The organism is Mesorhizobium sp. M9A.F.Ca.ET.002.03.1.2 (assembly GCF_003952365.1).
Lineage (GTDB): Bacteria > Pseudomonadota > Alphaproteobacteria > Rhizobiales > Rhizobiaceae > Mesorhizobium.
Window position 1 is genome coordinate 4,230,114 of the sequence record NZ_CP034443.1, and the last position, 21,956, is coordinate 4,252,069.

The 21,956-nt window shown below is 63.5% G+C and carries 18 protein-coding genes and 1 tRNA gene; 15 read left to right on the forward strand and 4 right to left on the reverse strand.

Annotated elements, in window-relative coordinates:
* Window position 1: 1 nt before the first annotated feature.
* From EJ066_RS20310 to EJ066_RS20370, 13 genes are all read left to right on the forward strand, one after another.
* A complete protein-coding gene (locus tag EJ066_RS20310; RefSeq protein WP_126041032.1) occupies window positions 2–1,168 on the forward strand; it encodes an FAD-binding oxidoreductase in 1,167 nt (388 codons plus the stop codon).
* Window positions 1,168–3,045: a branched-chain amino acid ABC transporter ATP-binding protein/permease gene (locus EJ066_RS20315; protein ID WP_126041035.1), complete on the forward strand. Its 1,878-nt coding sequence runs from the start codon at window positions 1,168–1,170 to the stop codon at window positions 3,043–3,045. Before EJ066_RS20310 ends, EJ066_RS20315 begins: the two co-directional genes overlap by 1 nt.
* Before the next feature lie 32 nt (window positions 3,046–3,077).
* Window positions 3,078–4,250: an ABC transporter substrate-binding protein gene (locus EJ066_RS20320; RefSeq protein ID WP_126041037.1), complete on the forward strand. Its 1,173-nt coding sequence runs from the start codon at window positions 3,078–3,080 to the stop codon at window positions 4,248–4,250.
* Window positions 4,251–4,254: 4 nt separating this feature from the next.
* Window positions 4,255–4,959, forward strand: a complete 705-nt coding sequence (locus EJ066_RS20325) for an ABC transporter ATP-binding protein (protein ID WP_126043986.1) — start codon at window positions 4,255–4,257, stop codon at window positions 4,957–4,959.
* Between the two features lie 3 nt (window positions 4,960–4,962).
* Window positions 4,963–5,844 carry a branched-chain amino acid ABC transporter permease gene (locus tag EJ066_RS20330; protein ID WP_126041039.1) on the forward strand — a complete coding sequence of 294 codons (882 nt, stop codon included), beginning with the start codon at window positions 4,963–4,965 and terminating at the stop codon, window positions 5,842–5,844.
* On the forward strand, window positions 5,844–6,473 hold the full coding sequence (locus tag EJ066_RS20335) for an FMN-binding negative transcriptional regulator (protein WP_126041041.1): 630 nt from the start codon (window positions 5,844–5,846) through the stop codon (window positions 6,471–6,473). The genes EJ066_RS20330 and EJ066_RS20335 overlap by 1 nt, the downstream gene beginning before the upstream one ends.
* A 29-nt stretch (window positions 6,474–6,502) precedes the next feature.
* Window positions 6,503–7,573, forward strand: a complete 1,071-nt coding sequence (locus tag EJ066_RS20340; protein WP_245455223.1) for an ornithine cyclodeaminase — start codon at window positions 6,503–6,505, stop codon at window positions 7,571–7,573.
* A 113-nt stretch (window positions 7,574–7,686) separates the two neighbouring features.
* Window positions 7,687–11,496: a methionine synthase gene (metH, locus tag EJ066_RS20345; protein ID WP_126041045.1), complete on the forward strand. Its 3,810-nt coding sequence runs from the start codon at window positions 7,687–7,689 to the stop codon at window positions 11,494–11,496.
* Window positions 11,497–11,699: 203 nt separating this feature from the next.
* On the forward strand, window positions 11,700–12,413 hold the full coding sequence (locus tag EJ066_RS20350) for a LuxR family transcriptional regulator (protein ID WP_245454948.1): 714 nt from the start codon (window positions 11,700–11,702) through the stop codon (window positions 12,411–12,413).
* A gap of 173 nt (window positions 12,414–12,586) precedes the next feature.
* Window positions 12,587–13,168, forward strand: a complete 582-nt coding sequence (locus EJ066_RS20355) for an acyl-homoserine-lactone synthase (protein ID WP_245454949.1) — start codon at window positions 12,587–12,589, stop codon at window positions 13,166–13,168.
* 40 nt (window positions 13,169–13,208) lie between these two features.
* On the forward strand, window positions 13,209–13,529 hold the full coding sequence (locus EJ066_RS20360) for a hypothetical protein (protein ID WP_126041049.1): 321 nt from the start codon (window positions 13,209–13,211) through the stop codon (window positions 13,527–13,529).
* Window positions 13,530–13,643: 114 nt separating this feature from the next.
* Entirely contained in the window at window positions 13,644–14,615 is a 972-nt protein-coding gene (locus EJ066_RS20365; protein ID WP_126041051.1) for a hypothetical protein, read from the forward strand.
* 19 nt (window positions 14,616–14,634) lie between these two features.
* On the forward strand, window positions 14,635–14,922 hold the full coding sequence (locus EJ066_RS20370; RefSeq protein ID WP_126041053.1) for a hypothetical protein: 288 nt from the start codon (window positions 14,635–14,637) through the stop codon (window positions 14,920–14,922).
* 187 nt (window positions 14,923–15,109) lie between these two features.
* Here EJ066_RS20370 and EJ066_RS20375 read toward each other — a convergent pair.
* The 3 genes from EJ066_RS20375 to EJ066_RS20385 all read right to left on the reverse strand — a co-directional run bounded on the left by EJ066_RS20375 (window position 15,110) and on the right by EJ066_RS20385 (window position 17,447).
* Window positions 15,110–15,183: transfer RNA gene (locus EJ066_RS20375), tRNA-Gln, on the reverse strand.
* 286 nt (window positions 15,184–15,469) lie between these two features.
* Window positions 15,470–16,423 (reverse strand): IS5 family transposase, encoded by a 954-nt coding sequence (locus EJ066_RS20380; RefSeq protein ID WP_126041055.1) that lies wholly within the window; start codon window positions 16,421–16,423, stop codon window positions 15,470–15,472.
* A 91-nt stretch (window positions 16,424–16,514) separates the two neighbouring features.
* Entirely contained in the window at window positions 16,515–17,447 is a 933-nt protein-coding gene (locus EJ066_RS20385) for a lysylphosphatidylglycerol synthase domain-containing protein (RefSeq protein ID WP_126041057.1), read from the reverse strand.
* A 331-nt stretch (window positions 17,448–17,778) separates the two neighbouring features.
* On the opposite strand from EJ066_RS20385, the gene EJ066_RS20390 reads away from it, so the two are divergent.
* Both EJ066_RS20390 and EJ066_RS20395 read left to right on the forward strand, forming a co-directional pair.
* On the forward strand, window positions 17,779–19,185 hold the full coding sequence (locus EJ066_RS20390) for a Ppx/GppA phosphatase family protein (RefSeq protein WP_126041059.1): 1,407 nt from the start codon (window positions 17,779–17,781) through the stop codon (window positions 19,183–19,185).
* Between the two features lie 99 nt (window positions 19,186–19,284).
* Window positions 19,285–20,022, forward strand: a complete 738-nt coding sequence (locus EJ066_RS20395) for an RlmE family RNA methyltransferase (protein WP_126041061.1) — start codon at window positions 19,285–19,287, stop codon at window positions 20,020–20,022.
* Window positions 20,023–20,219: 197 nt separating this feature from the next.
* Here the strand turns inward: EJ066_RS20395 and EJ066_RS20400 are convergent, their stop codons facing one another.
* A complete protein-coding gene (locus tag EJ066_RS20400) occupies window positions 20,220–21,641 on the reverse strand; it encodes an MFS transporter (RefSeq protein ID WP_126041063.1) in 1,422 nt (473 codons plus the stop codon).
* Window positions 21,642–21,956: the final 315 nt, after the last annotated feature.

Here is a 21,956-nt window from a genome sequence, read left to right on the forward strand (position 1 = left end):
CATGCGGACAGGAAGCGACGTCATCGTCGTCGGTGCGGGAATTGTTGGATCGAGCGCCGCCTATCATCTGGCCGCGGCCGGGGTGAACGTGACGCTTGTCGAGCAGACGCATCCCGCCGGTGGACCGTCCGGCAAGTCTTCGGCCCTGCTGCACGCCTTCTATTTCTTGCCGGAACTATCGCAGCTCGCCATCCGTGGCCGCGAGATCCTGGTGTCCTTGCCGGAGATATCGGGCGAGGGCCCCTTCGTCACCGAAATCGGCATGATGTGGGTCTGCGGCAACGACAATGAAGCGAGCTGGAAGGCTGCCGCCGAACGCATTCGCGGCGAGGGCGCACTGATCGAGACGCTGTCGCCGCAAGCCTTCGCCGACGCCACGCCCGGCTTTGCGCTGGACGATGTCGCGCTGGCGCTGTGGGAGCCCGAATACGGCTATGCCGACGCCTTCGGCGCCACCAATGCAATTGCCCGCGCCGCCAAGGCGCGCGGTGCCAGGATCATGCAGAACACCCTCGTCGAGCGGCTGGTGAAGGAGGGCGACCGCATCAGCGGCGTCGCGCTCGCCGATGGCACGGTGCTAAAGGCCGATGCCGTGGTGCTCGCCGCCGGGCCATGGACGCGCCGCCTGCTGGCGACGCTTGGCCTCGATTTGCCGCTGCATGTCGAGCGTCATCCGATGGCCGTGCTCGACGCCGCCGGCAAAGCGCGCCAGGTCATGCCCTTCGCCTGGTGTGACGACATCGCCTGCAATTATGCGCGGCCCGACAATGACGGCGTCATCCTGGCCGGCACCTGGGCCGGCGGCGGCACCGGCTTGCGCCATGAGCATGCCGGCCGTCCGCGTTTCGTCGACAATCCGGACAATTACATGGAAGGCGTCGAGGAAGCGGAATCGGTGGAGATCCTGGAAACCTTCGCGACGCGTGTGCCGGCCATGGCCGATCTCGGCATCCGCCCCGGCTATGCCGGGCTCTACGATATGAGCCCCGACGACCTGCCGGTTATCGGCGCCATGCCTGGCGTCGACGGGCTGTTCGTTTCGGCCGGCTCCTCCGGCCATGGTTTCAAGACCGGCCCGGCGGTCGGCGAAGCGGTGGCCAGACTGGTCACCGAAGGCGCCCAGCCGATCCTTGCGCCGTTTTCGCCCAGCCGTTTCAAGGCAGCGTGATGTCGTCGGTGGCGATAGGCGAGGCCAGGGCGCGGTCCTTCATGCCGGCCGCGTTCCGCAACGCCAGCGCCGACGCGCTCTGCATGGTGGCGGTGCTACTGCTGGCGGCGCTTGCCGTCTTTCTTTTTGGTGGCGCCGCCATGCAGCGTGTGGTCACCTATGCCGCAATCATGCTGACAGCCGTGCTCGGCCTGCAGATATTCTCTGGCAACAGCGGCATCGTCTCCTTCGGCCACGCCGCCTTTGTCGGTCTCGGCGCCTATGCCACCGGCATTCTGACCATGCCGGCCGCACTTCAGCGCACGGCTTTGCGCGACCTGCCGCAATTCCTCGCCGGTTATGAACTCTCCTTCTTCGCTGCTCTCGCCGTCGTCATTGTCCTTGCGATCGTCATCGGCCTTCTGACCGGCACACCCCTGCTGAGATTAACCGGGTCGAGCGCGTCGATCGCCACGCTCGCCATGCTGATCATCGTCTACACGCTGCTGGTCGCCGGGCGCGAGATCACCCGCGGCAGCCAGCCTTTCTATGGCGTGCCGCGCGAGGTCGGGCTGTGGACTGCCATCGGCGTCGCTTCGGTGGTGCTGGTGGCGGCGAGGCTTTTCCGGGAAACCGCCTTCGGCCTTGCCACCCGCGCCGCCGCCAATGACGAGCGTGGTGCAGCCGCCGTCGGCGTCGATCAGCGCACATCGCGACTGGCCGCCTGGGTGGTGGGCGCGGTCGCCGCCATGGCTGCCGGCGCCATGATGGCGCAGTTCCTCGGCGCCTTTTCGCCGCGCGACTTCTATTTCGATCTCGGCTTCACCATGCTCGCCATGCTCATCGTCGGCGGCATGAGCTCCTCGCTCGGCGCCTTTGCCGGCGTCGTCGTCACCATCGTGGTCATCGAGGTGGTGCGCCGTTTCGAAGGCGGCGGCGAGGTGTTCGGCCTGCATCTGCCGGTGCTGTTCGGCCTGACCCAGGGCGTGCTTGCCGTCGCCATGATCCTGGTCATCTGGCGGCGGCCGACCGGCCTGTTCGGCGAGCGCGAGCTGAACCTTTTGCGCCGGCCCGGTCGTCAGGCCGCGACTGTCCCGGCTGAGCCGCCGCTGCATGCCGAGCGCGACCGGCTGGCGGCCGACCACCTGACGCGGCGCTATGCCGGCGTCGTTGCCGTCGACGACGTCACGCTTGCCTTCGACACCGACAGCATCACCGGTATCATCGGCCCGAACGGCGCCGGCAAGACGACGCTGCTCAACATGCTGGCCGGCGACGTCGAGCCGAGCGCCGGCAGCGTGTCGATCGGCGGCTTGGTGAGGCAGGCCTCGGCCTTCCGCTTCGCCCGCTCCGGCATTGCCCGCACCTTCCAGAACATCCGCATCTTCCCGCAGATGACCGTGCTGGAAAATGTCGTGGTCGCCGCCCGCTCGGTCGAGCCCGACCTCGGCCAGGCCGAGGCGGCCGCGCTGCGCGAGCTTTCCCGCATGGGGCTGGAAAAATTTGCCGATCAGCCCGCCGCCGGGCTCGCCTATGGCCAGCGCCGCCGGCTGGAGGTGGCGCGGGCGCTGGCGCTGAAGCCGCGTTTCCTGCTGCTCGACGAGCCCGCCGCCGGCATGAACGCGGTCGAGACCGCCGAGCTGGTTTCCATCCTCTCGGCCGTCCGCGCCGAGCGGCGCATCGGCGTCGTCCTGATCGAGCACGACATGCGGCTGGTGATGAACCTGTGCGAACGCATCGTCGTCATAGACCATGGCCGCGTCATCGCCGACGGCACGCCGGCCGAGGTGCAGAAGAATCCTGCCGTCATCGCCGCCTATCTCGGCAGCCGCACCGCTCGCGCCAAGACCACCAGCGCGGCGCCCGCCAACGAGACGCCTGCAAGTGAAACCGCATAGCCAACGATAACAAATCCAGAAGGAGAACCGACATGCCAAAGCTCTATCGCCTCCGCCGCGCCGCCCTCTATGCGGCGGCCTTCGGCACGACCATCGCCGTCGTTTCGACGGCTTCCGCCGAGGAGATCGTCATCGGCGCCGCGACCGCGCAGACCGGCGGCCTTGCTCCCTACGACCAGCCGGCACTCGCCGGCCTGCGCATGGCGCTGGACGAACTCAACGCCAAGGGCGGGCTTGGCGGCAAATACACCGCCAAACTGATCATCAAGGACACCCGCTCCGATACGGCGCAGACCGCCACCGTCGCCCAGGAGCTGATCGACGCCGGCGCCAAGATCATGATCACGCCTTGCGACGCCGATCCCTCGATCTCGGCCGGCCAGCTCACCCAGCCGCTCGGCATTCCGACATTGACGCTGTGCGGCTCCGCCCCGGTGCTCACCGCCGCGGTCGGCGACGTCATGTTCGGCACCTATCCGGCCGACAATGTGCAGGCGACAGCGGTCGCCGACTTCGCCATCGCGGAAGGCAAGAAGAAGGTCTATCTCCTGACCTCGCCGGATTCCACCTACACCGCCAACCTGCCCGAATATTTCGGCACGGTGTTCGAGAAGAAAGGCGGCGCCATTGCCGGCCGCGGCACCTACACGATGGGCCAGCCGGACTTTTCAGCCGAGATCACCAACATCAAGGGCCTCGCCGAGCAGCCTGACCTGATCATGACGGCCGCCTACGAGCCGGATTTCCCGGCCTTCATCCAGCAATTGCGTGGTGCCGGCGTCACCATTCCGGTCTATGGCGCCGATGCCATCGGCACGCCGACCATCAAGGGGTTGGGCAAGCTGGTCGACGGTGTCGTCTACACGGCGGCCGGCTATGCCGAGCCGGGCAGCAAGCTGGAAGCCTTCGACGCCGCCTTCACCAAATATGCCGGCCACGCACCGGAATCGACCTATGAGGTGAACGGCTACGAGATCGGGCTGATCCTCGACCATGCGGTCAAGACGGCCGGCTCCGACGAGCCGAAGGCGATCCGCGACGCCATCGCCGGCCTCAAGGATTTCGAAGGTATCACCGGCAAGATCACCTATGCCGGCACCGACCGCATGCCGCTGAGGCCCGTGGCGCTGATGCGTTATGAAGGCGGCGAGGGCAAGCATATCCAGACCATGATCCCCGCCGCCGCCGACGTCCCGGCGCCGTGACATGATGCTGAGCGTCGAAGCCCTTAAGATACGCTACGGCGAGGTCGAGGCGGTGCGCCGCGTCGACCTCGCCGTCGACAGCGGCGAGATCATCGCGCTGGTCGGCGCCAACGGCGCCGGCAAGAGCTCGACGCTCGGCGCCATCGCCGGGCTGGTGCCGGCAGTCTCCGGCAAAGTGGTCTTCGACGGCGTCGACATCACCGGCCTGGCGCCGGAGGCGATCGCCCGCAAGGGTGTGTCGCTGGTGCCGGAAGGCCGGCGCATCTTCGCCGGCCTGACCGTGGCCGACAATCTGCGGCTTGGCGGCGCCGTGCATCTGTCGGCGGTCGAGGCGAGTGCACGCGAAGAGGAGATGCTGGAACTGTTCCCGATTCTGCGACGCTATCATCGCGTCAAAGGCGGCAACCTCTCTGGCGGCGAGCAGCAGATGCTGGCGATCGCCCGCGCGCTGATGGGCAAGCCGCGCATGGTGCTGCTCGACGAGCCGTCGCTCGGCCTTGCCCCGCAACTGATCGACACGGTCTTCGACCTGATCGCAGAACTGCGCCGTAACGGCCTGACCATCCTTCTGGTAGAACAGAACGTGGCGCTTGCGCTGGAGATCGCCGACCGCGCCATCGTGCTTGCCAATGGCGAGGTGGTGCTGTCGGGCACCGCGAAGGAGCTCGCCACCTCGGATCTCGTCCGCCAAGCCTATCTCGGAGCCTGAGCCATGATCGCGCAGCAGATCATCAATGCAGTGAGCCTCGGCGGCGTCTATGCGCTGCTGGCGCTGGGGCTGGCGATCGTCTTTTCCATCGTCGGCCTGATCAATTTCGCCCATGGCGAGCTGATGACGCTGTCGGGCTATGCCTTGCTTGCCGCGCTGATTTTCGGTCTGCCGTTTCCGGCGGCGGTGCTTGTCGCCGTCTCCTGCGGCGCGCTCGCAGCGGTTGCCATGGAGCGCGTTGCCTTTCGCCCGATGCGTGGCGCCAGCGTCACCAGTCTGCTTCTGACCAGCTTTGCCGTTTCGAGCTTGCTGAAGGTCGTCTTCCAGAACGGCATCTCGGCTCGGCCGCAGGCCGTCGCCATGCCGGGCTGGATGACCGGCGCCTTCTCCTTCGGCGATTTCACCATCGGCGTCGGCCCTAGCATCTCGATCGTTGTCTCGGCACTGGCGCTGATTGCGCTGGAGGTCTTCCTGCGCCGTTCCGTCACCGGCACGGCAATGCGCGCCGCGGCCGAGGATTTCAACGTGGTCCGGCTGATGGGCATCCCGGCCAGCCGCATCATCGCCACCGCCTTCCTGCTTTCCGGCCTGCTGGCCGGACTGGCGGCCATGCTGTGGGTGGCGCAGCGCGCCTCCGTCGACCCGCTGATGGGTTTCACGCCAGTGCTGAAGGCCTTCATCGCCGCCGTCGTCGGCGGGCTCGGCAGCCTGCCCGGCGCGGTCGCCGGCGGCTTCCTGCTCGGCGTCATCGAAGTGCTGCTGCAGGCGACACTGCCGGCGGCGGTCGCGCCCTATCGCGACGCGATCGTGCTGTCAGGCGTCATCGCCGTGCTGCTGGTGCGGCCGCAAGGCCTGATCCCGGCCGTTCGCGCCCAGAGAAGCTGATGTATACCAAGCCCGAATTTGCACCGTTGTCACCGGGCGACGTCTTCGGCCTGATCGAGGCGGCTGCCTTCGCCACGGTGGTGACATCAGGGCCGCAGGGGCTGATCGTCTCGCATCTGCCTTTCGTGCTCGACCGTGAGCGGGGAGAGAACGGCACCCTGGTGTCGCATCTTGCCCGGCAGAACCCGCACAGCGCGTTGATCGCCGAAGGCCGGGAGACGATCGCAATCTTCCACGGACCGCATGGCTATATCTCGCCGTCCTGGTATCCGCGCAACCCGGTACGCGACAGCGCGCCGACCTGGAATTTCGCCGTCGTCCATTGCCACGGCCGGCCAGTGCCGCTTGATGACCACGCCACCGCCCGACACCTGCTGCGGCTTGTCGACATGCTGGAAAAGGATCGCGACGACCGCTGGCGCATGCGCGAGCTCGGACCGGGCGGCATGGAGCGGCGCATGCCGCACATCCTTGGCTTCGACCTGCCGATCGAGCGGCTCGAGGCCAAGTTCAAGATGGGGCAGGACGAACGGCTATACGACACCAATGCCGCGATCGGCGCGCTTGAGGAAAGCGATCCGGCGCTGGCGACGATGATGAAGATACACAACGCACATCGCAAAGACTGATTGCCGCCGCAACGTGGCGGGAGGACACTATAGCCATGATCCCCAATCTCAACATTGTTCCCTTCGTCAGCGTCGACAACATGATGAAGTTGGTGCTGAAGATCGGCGTCGAGCGGTTTCTCACCGAACTTGCCGGCTACATAGAGGACGACTTCCGCCGCTGGGAAGCCTTCGACAAGACGCCGCGCGTCGCCTCGCACAGCGCCGAGGGCGTGATCGAATTAATGCCGACCAGCGACGGCGAGGTCTACGGCTTCAAATATGTCAACGGCCACCCGAAGAACATGCGCGAGGGCCGCCAGACGGTGACCGCCTTCGGCATGCTCGCCGATGTCCATAACGGCTATCCGGTGCTGCTGTCGGAGATGACCATCCTGACCGCGCTGCGCACGGCGGCGATGTCGGCGCTGGCGGCCAAGCACCTGGCGCCGCCCAATGCCGACTGCATGGCGCTGATCGGCAACGGCGCCCAGGCCGAGTTCCAGGCGCTGGCCTTCAAGGCCTTGCTCGGCGTGCGCAAATTGCGCTTCTTCGACATCGACCGCTCGGCGACGGAAAAATGCATCCGCAATCTTGCCGGGCTGGGCTTCGACATGGTCGCCTGCCGCTCGACGGAGGAAGCCGTCGAGGGGGCTGAGATCATCACCACCGTCACCGCCGACAAGCAGTATGCGACGATCCTCACCGACAACATGGTCGGCGCGGGCGTCCACATCAACGCGGTCGGCGGCGACTGCCCCGGCAAGACCGAGCTGCATCGCGACATCCTGCTGCGCTCCGACATCTTCGTCGAATACCCGCCGCAGACCCGTATCGAGGGCGAGATCCAGCAGCTTGCACCGGACCACGAGGTGACCGAGCTGTGGCAGGTCATCACCGGCGCCGTACAAGGCAGGCGCGACCCGGCCCAGATCACGCTGTTCGATTCCGTCGGCTTCGCCATCGAGGACTTTTCGGCGCTGCGCTATATCAGAGACCAGTTGCACTCGACCGGCCTCTATCAGGAGCTCGACATGCTGGCCGACCCCGACGAGCCACGCGACCTGTTCGGGATGCTGCTCAGGGCAGCATCGGCGAAGACAGCGCAGGCTGCATTGTAGCGCCAGCGGGCAGCATTTCCCGGCGCTAGGTGACAGCAGCGAACAAAAAGCGTATATTGACATAAAGATGTCTTTATGTGACCTAAGCGCGACCGTCGCGTTGAGGATGAGAAATGTCGCAAAACTCTTCATCGCTGGACGATCTGTTCGGCCCCGTCGCGGCAAAGCCCGACGGCTCGGAAGTGCTTGCCGCGCTGACGGCGGCGGCGCGCGAACGCATCCTCATCCTCGACGGCGCCATGGGCACGCAGATCCAGGGCCTTGGCTTCGACGAGAACCACTTCCGTGGCGACACATTCGTCGATTGCGCCTGCCATCAGCAGGGCAACAACGACCTGCTGATCCTGACGCAGCCCAAGGCGATCGAGGAGATCCACTACCAATACGCCATATCAGGCGCGGACATCCTTGAAACCAACACCTTCTCCTCGACCGCCATCGCCCAGGCGGATTACGGCATGGAGGACGTCGTCTACGCTCTGAACCGCGACGGTGCACGGCTGGTGCGTCGGGCGGCGCTGCGGGCGCAGCAGGAGGACGGCAGGCGTCGTTTCGTCGCCGGTGCGCTCGGGCCGACCAACCGCACCGCGTCGATGTCGCCGGATGTCAACAATCCCGGCTACCGCGCCGTGACCTTCGACGAATTGCGCCTTGCCTATGGCGAGCAGCTGCGCGGTCTCATCGACGGCGGCGCCGACATCATCCTGATCGAGACCATCTTCGATACACTGAACGCCAAGGCGGCGATCTTCGCAGCAGAAGAGATCTTCATCGAGAAGGACGTGCGCCTGCCGGTGATGATCTCCGGCACGATCACCGACCTGTCCGGCCGCACGCTGTCTGGCCAGACGCCGACGGCTTTCTGGCATTCGGTCCGTCACGCCAGCCCGTTCACGATTGGCCTCAATTGCGCGCTCGGCGCCAAGGCCATGCGCGCGCATCTGGACGAGCTTTCCGGCGTCGCCGACACCTTTACCTGCGCTTATCCGAATGCCGGCCTACCCAATGAATTCGGCCGTTACGACGAGAGCCCGGAATTCATGGCCGCGCAAATCGAGGAGTTCGCGCGCGACGGCCTGGTCAACATCGTCGGCGGCTGCTGCGGCTCGACGCCCGACCACATCCGCGCCATCGCGGCGGCGGTGAAGAAATATCCGCCGCGCGCTGTTCCCGAGATCGAGCCGAAGATGCGCCTGTCCGGCCTCGAGCCGTTCACGCTGACCGACGAGATCCCGTTCGTCAATGTCGGCGAGCGCACCAATGTCACGGGCTCGGCCCGGTTCAGGAAGCTGATCACGGCAGGCGACTATGTCGCGGCACTCGACGTCGCCCGCGACCAGGTCGCCAATGGCGCGCAGATCATCGACATCAACATGGACGAGGGCCTGATCGATTCGAAGAAGGCGATGGTGGAATACCTCAACCTGATCGCCGCCGAGCCTGATATCGCCCGCGTTCCGGTGATGATCGACAGTTCCAAATGGGAGATCATCGAGGCCGGCCTGAAATGCGTGCAAGGCAAGCCGCTGGTCAACTCCATTTCGATGAAGGAAGGCGAGGAGGCTTTCCTGCATCATGCGAAGCTCGTCCGCGCGTATGGCGCGGCGGTGGTCGTCATGGCCTTCGACGAGGACGGCCAGGCCGACACCAAGGCGCGCAAGGTCGAGATTTGCACCCGCGCCTACAAGCTTTTGACCGAGCGGGCCGGATTCCCGCCGGAGGACATCGTCTTCGATCCCAACGTCTTTGCCATCGCCACCGGCATCGACGAGCACAACAATTACGGCGTCGACTTCATCGAAGCCGCACGGCAGATCACCGCGACGCTGCCGCATGTCCACATATCGGGCGGCTTGTCGAACCTCTCCTTCTCGTTTCGCGGCAACGAGCCGGTGCGCGAGGCCATGCATGCCGTATTCCTCTACCACGCCATCCAGGCGGGCATGGACATGGGCATCGTCAATGCCGGACAGCTTGCCGTCTACGACACCATCGATCCGGAGCTGCGCGAAGCATGCGAGGATGTCGTCAACAACCGCCAGCCGAAGGGCGGCGGCACGGCGACCGAGCGCCTGCTGGAACTCGCCGAACGCTTCAAGGGCACGGCCGGCAAGGAGGCGCAGGAACGCGATCTCGCCTGGCGCGACTGGCCGGTCGAGCAGCGCATTTCGCACGCACTGGTCAACGGCATCACCGAATTCATCGACGCCGACACGGACGAGGCGCGGCGTGCCGCCGAGCGCCCGCTGCATGTCATCGAAGGCCCGCTGATGGCCGGCATGAATGTCGTTGGCGACCTGTTCGGCGCGGGAAAAATGTTCCTGCCGCAAGTGGTGAAGTCGGCGCGGGTGATGAAACAGGCCGTCGCAGGACTATTGCCGCACATGGAGGCGGAGAAGCTGGCGAATGCCGCCAATGGCATCGACAATGGCGAGCGCCAGACCGCCGGCAAGATCCTGATGGCGACGGTGAAGGGCGATGTCCACGACATCGGCAAGAACATCGTCGGCGTGGTTCTGGCCTGCAACAATTACGAGATCATCGACCTCGGCGTCATGGTGCCGGCGGCGAAGATCCTGCAGACGGCGCGCGAGCAAGAGGTCGACATCATCGGCCTGTCCGGTCTGATCACCCCCTCGCTCGACGAGATGGCGCACATGGCGGCCGAGATGGAGCGCGAAGGCTTCGACATTCCGCTGCTGATCGGCGGCGCGACGACCAGCCGCGTGCATACGGCGGTAAAAATCCATCCGCGCTATGCCAAGGGCCAGACGGTGTACGTCGCCGACGCCAGCCGCGCGGTCGGGGTGGTATCGGCGTTGCTGTCGAACGAGGCCAGGGCTGGCTATGTCGACAATGTTCGCGCCGAATACAGGAAGGTCGCCGATGCGCATGCGCGCAGCGAAGCCGACAAGCAGCGCCTGCCGCTGGCCAGGGCGCGGGCCAACGCCCACCGGATCGACTGGTCAGCCTACGAATCACCGAAGCCCTCATTCCTCGGCCTGAAGGTCTTCGAAGGCTGGGATCTGGCCGAGCTTGCCCGCTATATCGACTGGACGCCGTTCTTCCAGACCTGGGAGCTGAAGGGGCGATATCCCAAGATACTCGACGACGAGGCGCAAGGGCCGGCGGCACGGCAATTGTTCGAAGATGCGCAAGCGATGCTGAAGAAGATCATCGCCGAAAAATGGTTCGCGCCGAAGGGCGTCATCGGCTTCTGGCCGGCCAACGCCGTCGGCGACGATATCAGACTGTTCACGGACGATAAGCGATCGCAGGAACTGGCGACCTTCTTCACCTTGCGCCAGCAACTGGCCAAGCGCGACGGCAAGGCCAATGTCGCGCTGTCGGATTTCGTCGCGCCTGCCGACAGCGGCAAGGCCGACTATATAGGTGGCTTCATCGTCACCGCGGGCATCGAGGAAGCGGCGATCGCCGAGCGCTTCGAGCGGGCCAACGACGATTATTCCTCGATAATGGTCAAGGCGCTGGCCGATCGCTTCGCCGAAGCCTTCGCCGAGCGCATGCACGAGAAGGTGCGCAAGGAGTTCTGGGGCTACGCGCCGGACGAGGATCTGGCGCCGGACGACCTGATCGGCGAACCCTATCGCGGCATCCGCCCCGCGCCCGGCTATCCGGCGCAGCCCGACCACACCGAGAAGGCGACGCTGTTTCGCCTGCTCGACGGCGAGCGCAATGCCGGCGTCAGCCTGACCGAAAGTTTTGCGATGTGGCCGGGCTCCTCCGTCTCCGGCATCTATTTGTCGCATCCCGAAAGCTATTATTTCGGCGTCGCCAAGGTCGAACGCGACCAGGTCGAGGACTACGCGCGGCGCAAAGGCATGCCGCTGGCCGAGGTAGAACGCTGGCTCGGGCCGATACTTAATTATGTGTCGGCACAGGGGCTGGATGCGGCTGCGTGAGGCGGGAAATCACGCTGCGAGACTGATAGGGCGAGAAGCCGGCGCCTCAATGACAGCAGCTTTGCCTCGGTCGCGCGCTCGTCTTGCGCAGACAGGACGAACTGATCGACCGCCTTGGCCAGCGCCGTATTCGAAAGCTCTAATTTGAGGTATACTCATTTTTCGGCATGGAGGCGGGGGTCTCTGGCATGATTGATTCAGAGGTGTTCGACTTTGTCGAACGCTGCAGGAAACACACAGCAACAGGGCCGCTTCTGGGTGACCTTCTTGAAACCGTGAGAAATCTCGGCTTCGAGCATCTTATCCTGAGCGGGGTTCCGCTCAGTGGTCAGAAACTTGCGCCGATGGTTGAACTGAATGGTTGGCCCGCGGGCTGGTTCGAGCGCTATGTCGAAGCCGAGCATGCTGCTGTCGACGGCGTTTGCATCTATTCGGCAAAGACCCTGAAGCCATTCTTCTGGGCCGATGTTCCCGCAAAATGGTCCGACACGGACGACTCCCGACGCGTTGCCGGAGAAGCGACGGAGTTCGGCATATGGAGTGGCTTTGCGGTGCCGATGCTCAGCGTCCACCATTGGCAGTCCGTTCTGTCGTTTGCGTCGTCCGCAAAGTCCTGCATCCTGTCGCCGCGACATCAAGTGCAACTGGTCACCATGGCGGTCTATGCCGGCATGTCGATCCAGGCCTTGTCGAATGACATAGGCGACGGCGAAGATGAAGGTCCGCTGACCGAACGGGAAAAAGAAGTGCTCCTGTGGGCAGCTGCCGGCAAGACCTCATCCGAAACCTCACAAATTCTCGGCCTGACCGAGCGCACTGTCAAATGGCACTCGACGCGGGCGCGCGAGGCTTTTGGCGTCGCCACGACCACGCAGGCCGTCGTTGAAGCAGTGCGCAGGCGCCTGATTCACCCGTGAACGCGTCAACTGTCCGATCGGACAGGTGACCAATGTTAGGATGACTGCAACTATCCCTCCGAGAACGATCGGGGGGTCGCGCTATGATTACTGCTCATGTTGTCAATGCGCATAATAAGCATCTCTACGAGACCGAATTCGACGAATTCCTGCGCCGGCGGCACGATTTTTTCGTGCACCAAAAACATTGGCGCCCTCCGAGCCCGGATGGTCGCGAGCTAGACCAGTTCGATACGGACGCGGCGACCTACCTGCTGGGTATTGAAGACGGTCGCGTCGTGACCTCGGCTCGATTGATCCCAACGAGCGAGCCGCACATGGTCTCGGAGGTCTTTTCTCACATGTGCGAAAAATCGGGCGTCCCAAGGCGCCCCGATTGGGCCGAATGGACCCGTACCTTCGTCGTTCCCGACAAACGTTCGACCGGGCTGCGCGGCACGCTGACGCAGCTCTGCTGCGCCGTGATGGAATACGCGCTGGACGAGGGCCTCAGTGCGGTGGGCGGCGTCCAGGAGACGTACTTCATGCCGCACCACGGCGCGCTGAAGTGGCACGCCGAGCCGATGGGCATGGCGCGAGAAGAAAACGGCGAATGGTACATCGTGGCCTATATCGAGGTGAATGAGGCGGCGCTGGCGAGCGTGCGGAAGATTCTTGGGGTCGACAATTCGCTGCTGGTTCGGCGCGGTGCGCAGGTGCCGTTTGTCGACATTTCGAGTTGGCGCGAGCCGCAGCGAGCCCGAAATCAAGCATAATATCCACATTGTCGAAAACGATCCAACGGGAGAAAGTGATATGGAAACGCGCGATTGGTATGCCTGGATCAATACCATGCCTCCCAAGCCAGATGATTTTCACGTCATTGGCGAGGTATATGTAGGAAATCCAGGCGTTGAAGGCTTTCTTGCTTTTCGGGAGCCGCAAGGGATTAATAACAAAATCTTGCTTCTTGACCTGCATCTTGTGCAACGGCCGGGAATGTGGCCGCAGGTGATGACTTGGGTGCAAGCACGTTACGACTCCGTCATTCGGCCAGACGCACCAGAGTACACCGACGTTGAAATATTTTTTGAGGCAAAGTCGATCGCAAAAATTAGCGTCGAAATCGTGCATTGAACGACACTGTCAAGGTGTGTTGGCATCAACAAGCGTTGAATAACTTCTCATTATCGAGGAGCGGCTGGCCGTAGTAAGTGGTCTGGCTTGTACTTCTGGTCACGCTAATAGAACATGATTTTTACACTGAAGGCCTGCGTAAGTCTGTTGACACTCGCAGGCACATTTTTTGCTCATCTGGCAACTGCTAATATCCTTTGGGGAGGGATAGTTTTGCGAAGTTATCTAGCCAGCGTTATCGCAATCGGACTGCTGCTAGCCTCTTGCGCCATCCCACCTAAAGCGGCAGATTACTCAAAAGTCTCTAGTTACCAGATCGCCCTTCGAGTCAGATGCGAGATGAGAGATGCTGTCCGCGATCTAATGCGACAGGCAATAATTCGGCGTCATGAGGAGTATTCCAGAAAATTTACGACTGACGAAGATTTTTTGAATCTCGAAGTCTCCAGACTTCCTAAAGATGTTCGCCCAATCATTGCAAGATATGAAAATGTTCTGGTCGGCTACGAATTCAATTTGGACGCGACGGAGACCAACGCCACTACAGGCATGGTTGATTTCGTTGGGGCATTGAGCAGAGGAGCTATTGGACTAGGTCTCTCGGCATCGGCTACGCTGCAGCGCAATGGTGTTGAAAATTTCCGTGTCTTAGACACCTTCGGTCGATTGGTAACGCTTGTTCCCGACCATGAGTATTGCGAATTGGCGCCACCGCACAGAAAAAATTATATTTATCCGATTACCGGAGCCCTAGAATTGCGCGGGTATGCTCAAACATTTTTGAGCATGAACCAATCGGGCAATCTCGACACGTCGAAGACTCCCTATACTATAACTTTGACGTTCACGACGAGCGCCGGGAGTTCGGTTGGGCCATCCGTTTCACTGAACCCACTCGGCGAGCCGTTTGAACTCTCAAAGGCATCTGGGACCGTCAGAAACGATCGGTCTGACGTTCACAAAGTTGCCATAGCATTCGTTATGCCAACCGGGCCAGATGAGCGGGCGCTCACAATTGCCGAGCAGCGCATCGAAGATGAATTGAACAACGTACGCTTGCAGCAGGCGTTCGATAGCCGTCGATAATAGCAAGGGAGGACATGAGATGGCAGTAAATTTCAGTGAAATGGAAATCAGCAGCGTTCCGGAGACGCCTCCACCTATGACTCCGGAGAAAGTCTTTGAGGTCGTTGATCTTATTACATCCCTCGGCGGAAGAGAGCAGTTCCTGGCCGCGTGTCACGCCCATGGCTTCGCCTTGAATATTCCCTCTGCTGACATAGCCTTCGTTAAGCAAGCTGTTCTAGATATCGCACGCTTCAATTCTCAGCGAGCGCAAGGATTCGAAGTAGAGATTCAGGCGATCGTGCGTTCATATCCTCAATGCATCTGAACGTCAGAGGTTTTTGATGTGGCTTTCACTGATCCTTCATGTTGCAGGTCATGTAGCATCGAGTTTCTGAGAACATTTCTGAGGCTTTAAGAAAAGTTCAGGAGTTTCTTGCAACAAGACGCGACACAGCCCTAGTCGCATTTTGATGGTGCGGAACTGCAAGGCTTATATTCGTTGAGTAATTTTCTGGCTGGGGAACCTGGATTCGAACCAGGACTAACGGAGTCAGAGTCCGTGGGTCTACCGTTAACCTATTCCCCAGCAGGCCCGGTTGAAGAAAACCGCGCGGGCAGGGCGGCGATGGCGCCGCGCGTGCCTTGTAGCCGCCGCCGGAAAATAGTCAAGCCTGCCCAGGCATTTCAATCGGCACGATTGCTTCAGGTTCTCGTTGGCTCTCCCTTCTCCCCTTGTGGGCCTGTTGCGCAGTTAGCGAGGACAGGCTGCGGAACGGTTTCACCGTTAGCATTCCGCTTTGCTTGGGTGATTTGGCGTCTGGTTTGGAGTTTGAGGGGTATTGGTGCGGCGTTTGGCCGGTCACCGGGCGCACCTATCCCGTGATGGCGGCCCATCGGCGCATGTTGAAGGCGATCGCCGCCATCGTCACCTGGGCAGCTGCCTTGGCTAGCCCAACGTAACGGATCGTGGTCAGCTTCATGCGGTTCTTGAGCGTGGCGAAGGTGGTCTCCACCGTCGCCCGCCGTCTGGCGATCAGGCGATTGTAGTGCTTGAGCCGCGGCGGCAGCGGATGGTGTTTGTTGGGGCGGCGCGCAATGCGCGGCTTCTTGCCTTCGGCCTTGAGCCGCGCGCGGCGGGCATGGGTGTCATAGGCGGCGTCCGCCCACACCGTCCTCTCGTCGCCGCGGATCAAACCATCGGCCACCACCGTGTCGTTGACGTTGGCTGGCGTCGTGAGCAGCGTGCGGATCAGGCCGGAACCCTCGTCCACGCCGACATGGGCCTTGTAGCCGAAGGTGAAGCCCTTCTTGCCCTGTCTTACGCCACGTGCCTCGGCATCCTTCGACGGCCGCTCGCTTGTCGGCGGTGCTGAGACCGCATCGATCAGCGTCGCATCCAGCATCGTGCCGCGCTTCAGGATCACACCGGCCTTCTCCAATTGCCGGTCCAGTTCGCCAAACAGCTTCTCCAAGAGACCTTCGCCAACAAGCAGATTGCGAAAGCGCGACAGCACCGTGTGATCGGGAATGCTCTCCTCCAGGCCAAGCCCAACGAAGCGCCGGAACGACAGCCGGTCACCCAGCGCTTCCTCCAGCTCGCGATCCGACAGCCCATAGAGCGACTGCAGCAACAGCGCCTTGAACAGCAGCAGCGGCGGCCAGGCCGCGCGTCCCGGCCCACCATCACGCAGCGGGGTCAGCAGCTTCTCGAAGCGGTACCACTTCACCAAGTCAACCAACCGGTCGAGCGGCGAAGACCCGCCCGCCTGCTTGTCCCCCAGAAATGCCTCCGCAAGGCTCAACTGACCCGTCCGCTTCACCGCCATCGCGATTCTCCTCGGCTTTCGCCTCAGAGAATCACAACCAGTGAATTACGCAACAGGCCCACAAGGGGAGAAGGAAGAAGGGGCGGCGCCCTCAACTCTCGTTCCGGCCGAGCTGCGAGTGCTCGAAGTACAGCACCACACCGAGCGCGATCAGCAGCGGGATGATCAGGTAGAACAGCCGGAACACCAGCAGTGCTGCCAGCACGCCGACCGGGTCCATGTGCGACAGGCCGGCGAGGAAGACGACCTCGAACACGCCGAGCCCGCCCGGCGCATGCGAGATCTGCGCAACCGAGAACGAAACCAGGAAGACGCCGAGCACGACGAAATAGCCGGGATTACCAGCCGCGGGCAGGGCAAAATAGATGATCGCCGCCGCTGCCAGCAGCTCGACCGGGCCGATCAGCAATTGCCGCGCGACGATCGGCAGCGCCGGATAATGGATCTGAAAGCTGCCGATCTTCAGCGGCCTGAGATGCAGCCAGCTGCCGAAGACATAGGCCGCCACCACGAGCAGCATTGCGAGGCCCGCCGCCATGGCCAGGCCATGGTGCGGTACGCCGGAAAACCGGTCGATAATCTCCGGCTCGAAGACCAGCACGAGGCCGGAGACGAGGATCGTCGACAGCACGAAGGTGATCCAGCAGACCGCCACCAGAATGCCGACATCCTGTCCGGTCAGGCCTCTGGTGCCGTAGGCGCGATAGCGAATCACCGCACCGGAGAACACCGAGCCGCCGATATTGTGCGATAGCGCATAGGTGGTGAACGAGCAAAGGGTGACGAACAGCCAAGAGACTCGTCTGCCGATATGCAGGAGCGCGATGTGGTCGTAGCCGGCCAGCGACGCATAGGCGACGACCGAGCTCAGCGCGGCGAGCATCCAGCCGCGGGCAGGGATGGCGACGATGCCGTCCCAGACGTCGTCGAGCGAGATGCCGCGCAGCTCGTGCAGCAGCAGCCACAGCGAGAAGACGACCGCCGCAATGCCGACGACCGGCCAGAAATAGCGCTTCCAGTTCATGGCGTGACGATCATGCGTTGCAGCCCGTTACCCTTCTCCGGTTCGCTTCTGGAAAATCGCCCGCGATTCCGGATGTTTCATCCCCATTTCAGAAATGCCTTATCGAAGCCGGCTATTCAACCGTGAAGGCGGGCTGCGGGGAGAAGGAAAGCGTGGCGATCCTTCGTGCTGTCCCGCCATCATCGGGCAGGCAAGACTATGCCGCCCCAAAATTCGGCCGCTGCGCTCTTGGTGATCCGGCCCGGCGCTGCTAGTCTGGCGGCAACTTGAAACATGTGAAAGCGCCTGCTGCGTCCGGTCTCCGGTTCGCGCGGCGCCGGAAGGAACTGAAGTGGAAGACCACGACACCGGCGCCGGCGCGCCGGAAGTGGGCGTGTCAACGGCTTCGCCGCCGCCTTCGGGCCCGGCAAGCCCATCCGCCGGCCGGCAGAATGGCCGCCCGGTGCAGCCTTGGTCCGGCCAGGCAGGCGACGCGTCCCGAGATCAGAATGGCCAGCACCAGAATGGCCAGCACCAGAATGGCCAGAATCAGAAGGCCAAGACCAGGAAGCGGCGCAAGCGTCGGCGCGGCCGCAAGGTTTTTGCGCGCGATGACGCTCAGTTCGCAGCCGCCGGACTGTCGGCGCCCGCCGTCACCAGCGCTCCAGCCGGCCGCCCGCCCGAGGCGATCGTCGCGCCCTTGCCCTCGGTTTCGCAGGCAAGGCCGGAGCAGGCGGTTCGCCGCCCGCCGGTGCAGGAACTGCCGGTATTTGCCGCGCTCGATCTCGGCACCAACAATTGCCGGCTGCTGGTGGCGATCCCGACGCGGCATGGCCAGTTCCGGGTCATCGACGCGTTCTCGCGCATCGTCAGGCTGGGCGAGGGCCTCACTGCCAATGGCCGGCTCGGCCAGCCCGCGATGGACCGCGCGGTCGAGGCGCTGAAGATTTGCGGCGACAAGTTGCGCAGCCGCAAGATCAGGAAGGCCCGGCTGATTGCCACCGAAGCCTGCCGCACGGCCGCGAACGGCGCCGAGTTCCTCGACCGCGTCGAGCGCGAGGCGGGCCTGAAGCTCGAGATCATCGACCGTCAGACCGAGGCGCGGCTGGCGGTGTCGGGCTGCGGCTCGCTGGTCGAGCGCGACACGCAAGGCGTCGTCCTGTTCGACATCGGCGGCGGCTCCTCGGAAATCGCGCTGATCGACCTCACCGGCCACCGCTCGCCGCGGCTCGCCAACCACATCGTCTCCTGGACGTCGCTGCCGGTCGGCGTCGTCTCGCTGGCCGAGCGCTTCGGCGGCCGCACCGTCACCCGCGAGGTCTTCGCCGCCATGGTCGAGGATGTGGCTGTGCGCCTGCATGCCTTCGACGGGCGCGACCGGCTGAGCCATGTGCTCGCCAGCCCGAAATTCCATCTGCTCGGCACCTCGGGCACGGTGACGACGCTGGCCGGCGTTCACCTTGACCTGGAACGCTACGATCGCCGCCGGGTCGACGGGCTGTGGATGGACCGCGACAGCGTCGACCGCATGGTCGAAAGGCTGGTCGGCTGGGATTTCCAGCAGCGCGTCGCCAATCCTTGCATCGGCGCCGACCGCGCCGATCTGGTGCTGGCCGGCTGCGCCATCCTGGAGGCGATCCGCGCGATGTGGCCGTCGGAAAGGCTGCGCGTCGCCGATCGCGGCCTGCGCGAGGGCATATTGAGCGAATTGATGGCCGACGACGGCGTCTGGCGCAACAGCGGGCGGGCCAGAGCATGATCCCGAACCGGAGGACCGCGTCAGCGAAAAGTGGCAACCGGTTTTTGCTTCGCTGACCTTCGGTTCGGAAAAGATCATGCTCAGACCAGAAATTAACCAATGACCAAGAAACCGGAAAAGCCGGGTTCCGCCGGCATTCGCGTGCTGAAGACACGGGTCAAGAAGAAAAGCGGCCTGAAGGAATCGTCGCGCCGCTGGCTGCAGCGCCACATCAACGATCCCTATGTCCAGCGCTCCAAGGCCGACGGCTACCGCTCGCGCGCGGCCTACAAGCTGATCGAGATCGACGACAAGCACCATCTGCTCAAGCCCGGCATGAAGGTCATCGACCTTGGCGCGGCGCCCGGCGGCTGGTGTCAGGTCGCCGCCGCGCGCACGAAATCGACGGCCGAACACCCGCATGTCGTCGGCATCGATTATCTCGAAATGGATGCGGTGCCCGGCGCGCCGGTGCTGCTGATGGATTTTCTCGACCCGCAGGCGCCGGAAAAGCTCGCCGAAACGCTGGGCGGTCAGCCGGACATCGTTTTGTCCGACATGGCTGCACCCACCACCGGCCACAAGCGGACCGACCACATCCGCACCATGTATCTGTGCGAAGTGGCGGCCGATTTCGCCTTGTCGGTGCTCAAGCCGGGCGGTCATTTCCTGGCCAAGACCTTTCAGGGCGGCGCCGAGAACGAATTGCTCGCCAGGCTCAAGCAGAATTTCCGCTCGGTCCACCACGTCAAGCCGCCGGCCTCGCGCGATGAGTCGGTGGAGCTTTATCTGCTGGCGAAGGATTTTAAGGGGCGAGAACACCCACCTTCGTCATCCCAGGGCGAAGCAGGAGCGTAGCGACGTTGCGGAGACCCTGGGATCCATGCCGTTACCGGCGCCGAAGGGCACCGACGGTGCAGAGATCCCTTGGCATAGCTCATTCCGATGCAACTCATTCTGCACCCGCAGCAGCGCTCTGATATTACGGCATGGATCCCAGGGTCTGCGCTCCCGCTTCGCGTTCGCTTCGCCCTAGGATGACGAAGTCGGTGACGTCAACTCCCAGGCGGGCTGACCGGCTCCAGCGTCTTGCCCCGCGTCAGTCCGCCATGCCCCGACACGGCGTTGCCGGCATCGGGCGCCAGCCGCAGGAACGACAGCGATGCGGCCGCCGACACGGCCGCGACGATGAAGAACGCGATGTGGAAGTCGGCAAGCCGCAGCGGCCCGCCATGGATTGTCGTCGACACTTCCAGGACGCCGCCGGCCAGCGCCACGCCGAGCGCGATCGACAATTGCTGGAACACCGCGGCGATCGGCGTTGCCCTGCTGGTGTCGGCGGTCGAAATCTCGGCATAGGCAAGCGCGTTGATGCCGGTGAAGAACATCGATCGGATGAAGCCGCCGGCGAGCAGGGCGGCGAGGATCAGCAGATAGGGCGTGTCGGGCGTGAACAGGCCGTTGATGGCGATCGACGCCGCCGCGATCAGCGAGCCTGATATCAGCACGCGGCGGAACCCGGCGACCCTGAAGATCAGCGCGGTGGCGAATTTCATGCCCATGGCGCCGACCGCCGCCACGAAGGTGATCATTCCCGATTGGAAGGGCGTCAGCCCGAAGCCGATCTGGAACATCAGCGGCAAAAGGAAGGGCACGGCGCCGATGCCGATGCGAAACAGTCCGCCGCCGAGGACCGAGGAGCGGAACACCTGGTTGCGGAACAGCTCGAGCGCCAGCAGCGGATTTCTGGCGCGGCGCGCATGCCAGAGGTAGAGCCCGGCCGACACAAGCCCGACAGCCACGGTGAGGAAGCCGGCAATCGGCGGCAAGGCGGGCAGGCTGACCACCGACAGGCCGAACACGATGCCCGATGCCGCCAGCCCGCTCAGCACGAAGCCGGTGAAGTCGAGCGGCGGCGTCCGCGCCGATTCGGTTTCCGGCAGGAAGCGCGTGGCGAGCCAGATGCCGATCAGCCCGATCGGCACGTTGATCAGGAAGATCCAGTGCCAGGTGAAATAGGTGGTGATGAAACCGCCGACCGGCGGCCCGACGAGCGGGCCGACCAGCGCGGGAATGCTCAGCCAGGACATGGCGGCGACAAGCTCGCTTTTCGGCGTGGCGCGCACCAGCACCAGCCGCCCCACCGGCGTCATCATGGCGCCGCCGATGCCTTGCAGGAAGCGCGACATCACGAAAGCCGGCAGCGAATTGGACACCGCGCAAGCCACCGAACCGACGATGAACACCGCGATCGCCGCCCGAAACACGTTCTTGGCGCCGAAGCGGTCGGCCATCCAGCCGCTGATCGGAATGAAGACCGCCAGCGACACCAGATAGGCGGTCAGCGCCAGCTTGAGCGCCACCGGGCTGGTCTGGATGTCGACGGCGATCGCCGGCAGCGACGTCGCGATAACGGTCGAATCCATGTTTTCCATGAAAAGAGCGACCGCCAGAATGAGCGGAATGGTGCGGTTCATGGAGCGCGTCCGGATTTGAATGTTGCGCGGCCGACCGGGGGCAAGCCGACACGCAGGGCGGTTATCACGGGTTGGGTCCGATGTCGCGCTAATTGCCGTCACATTTGTGCGACCCTGGCAGCCGCGCCAGTTCGGAACCCTGCGAAGCATGGCACCCAAATAAAAAACCCGCCTTGAGGGCGGGTCGCTGGCGCAAATCAGCACCATGAATAAATTCCTAGCATACCTGCCGTCACAAAGCAAGCAGAATCTACCCACACGATATGGATCGCGCGACTGCGTTAGGGCAATCGCTTCAGACCGATTGCCGATCAT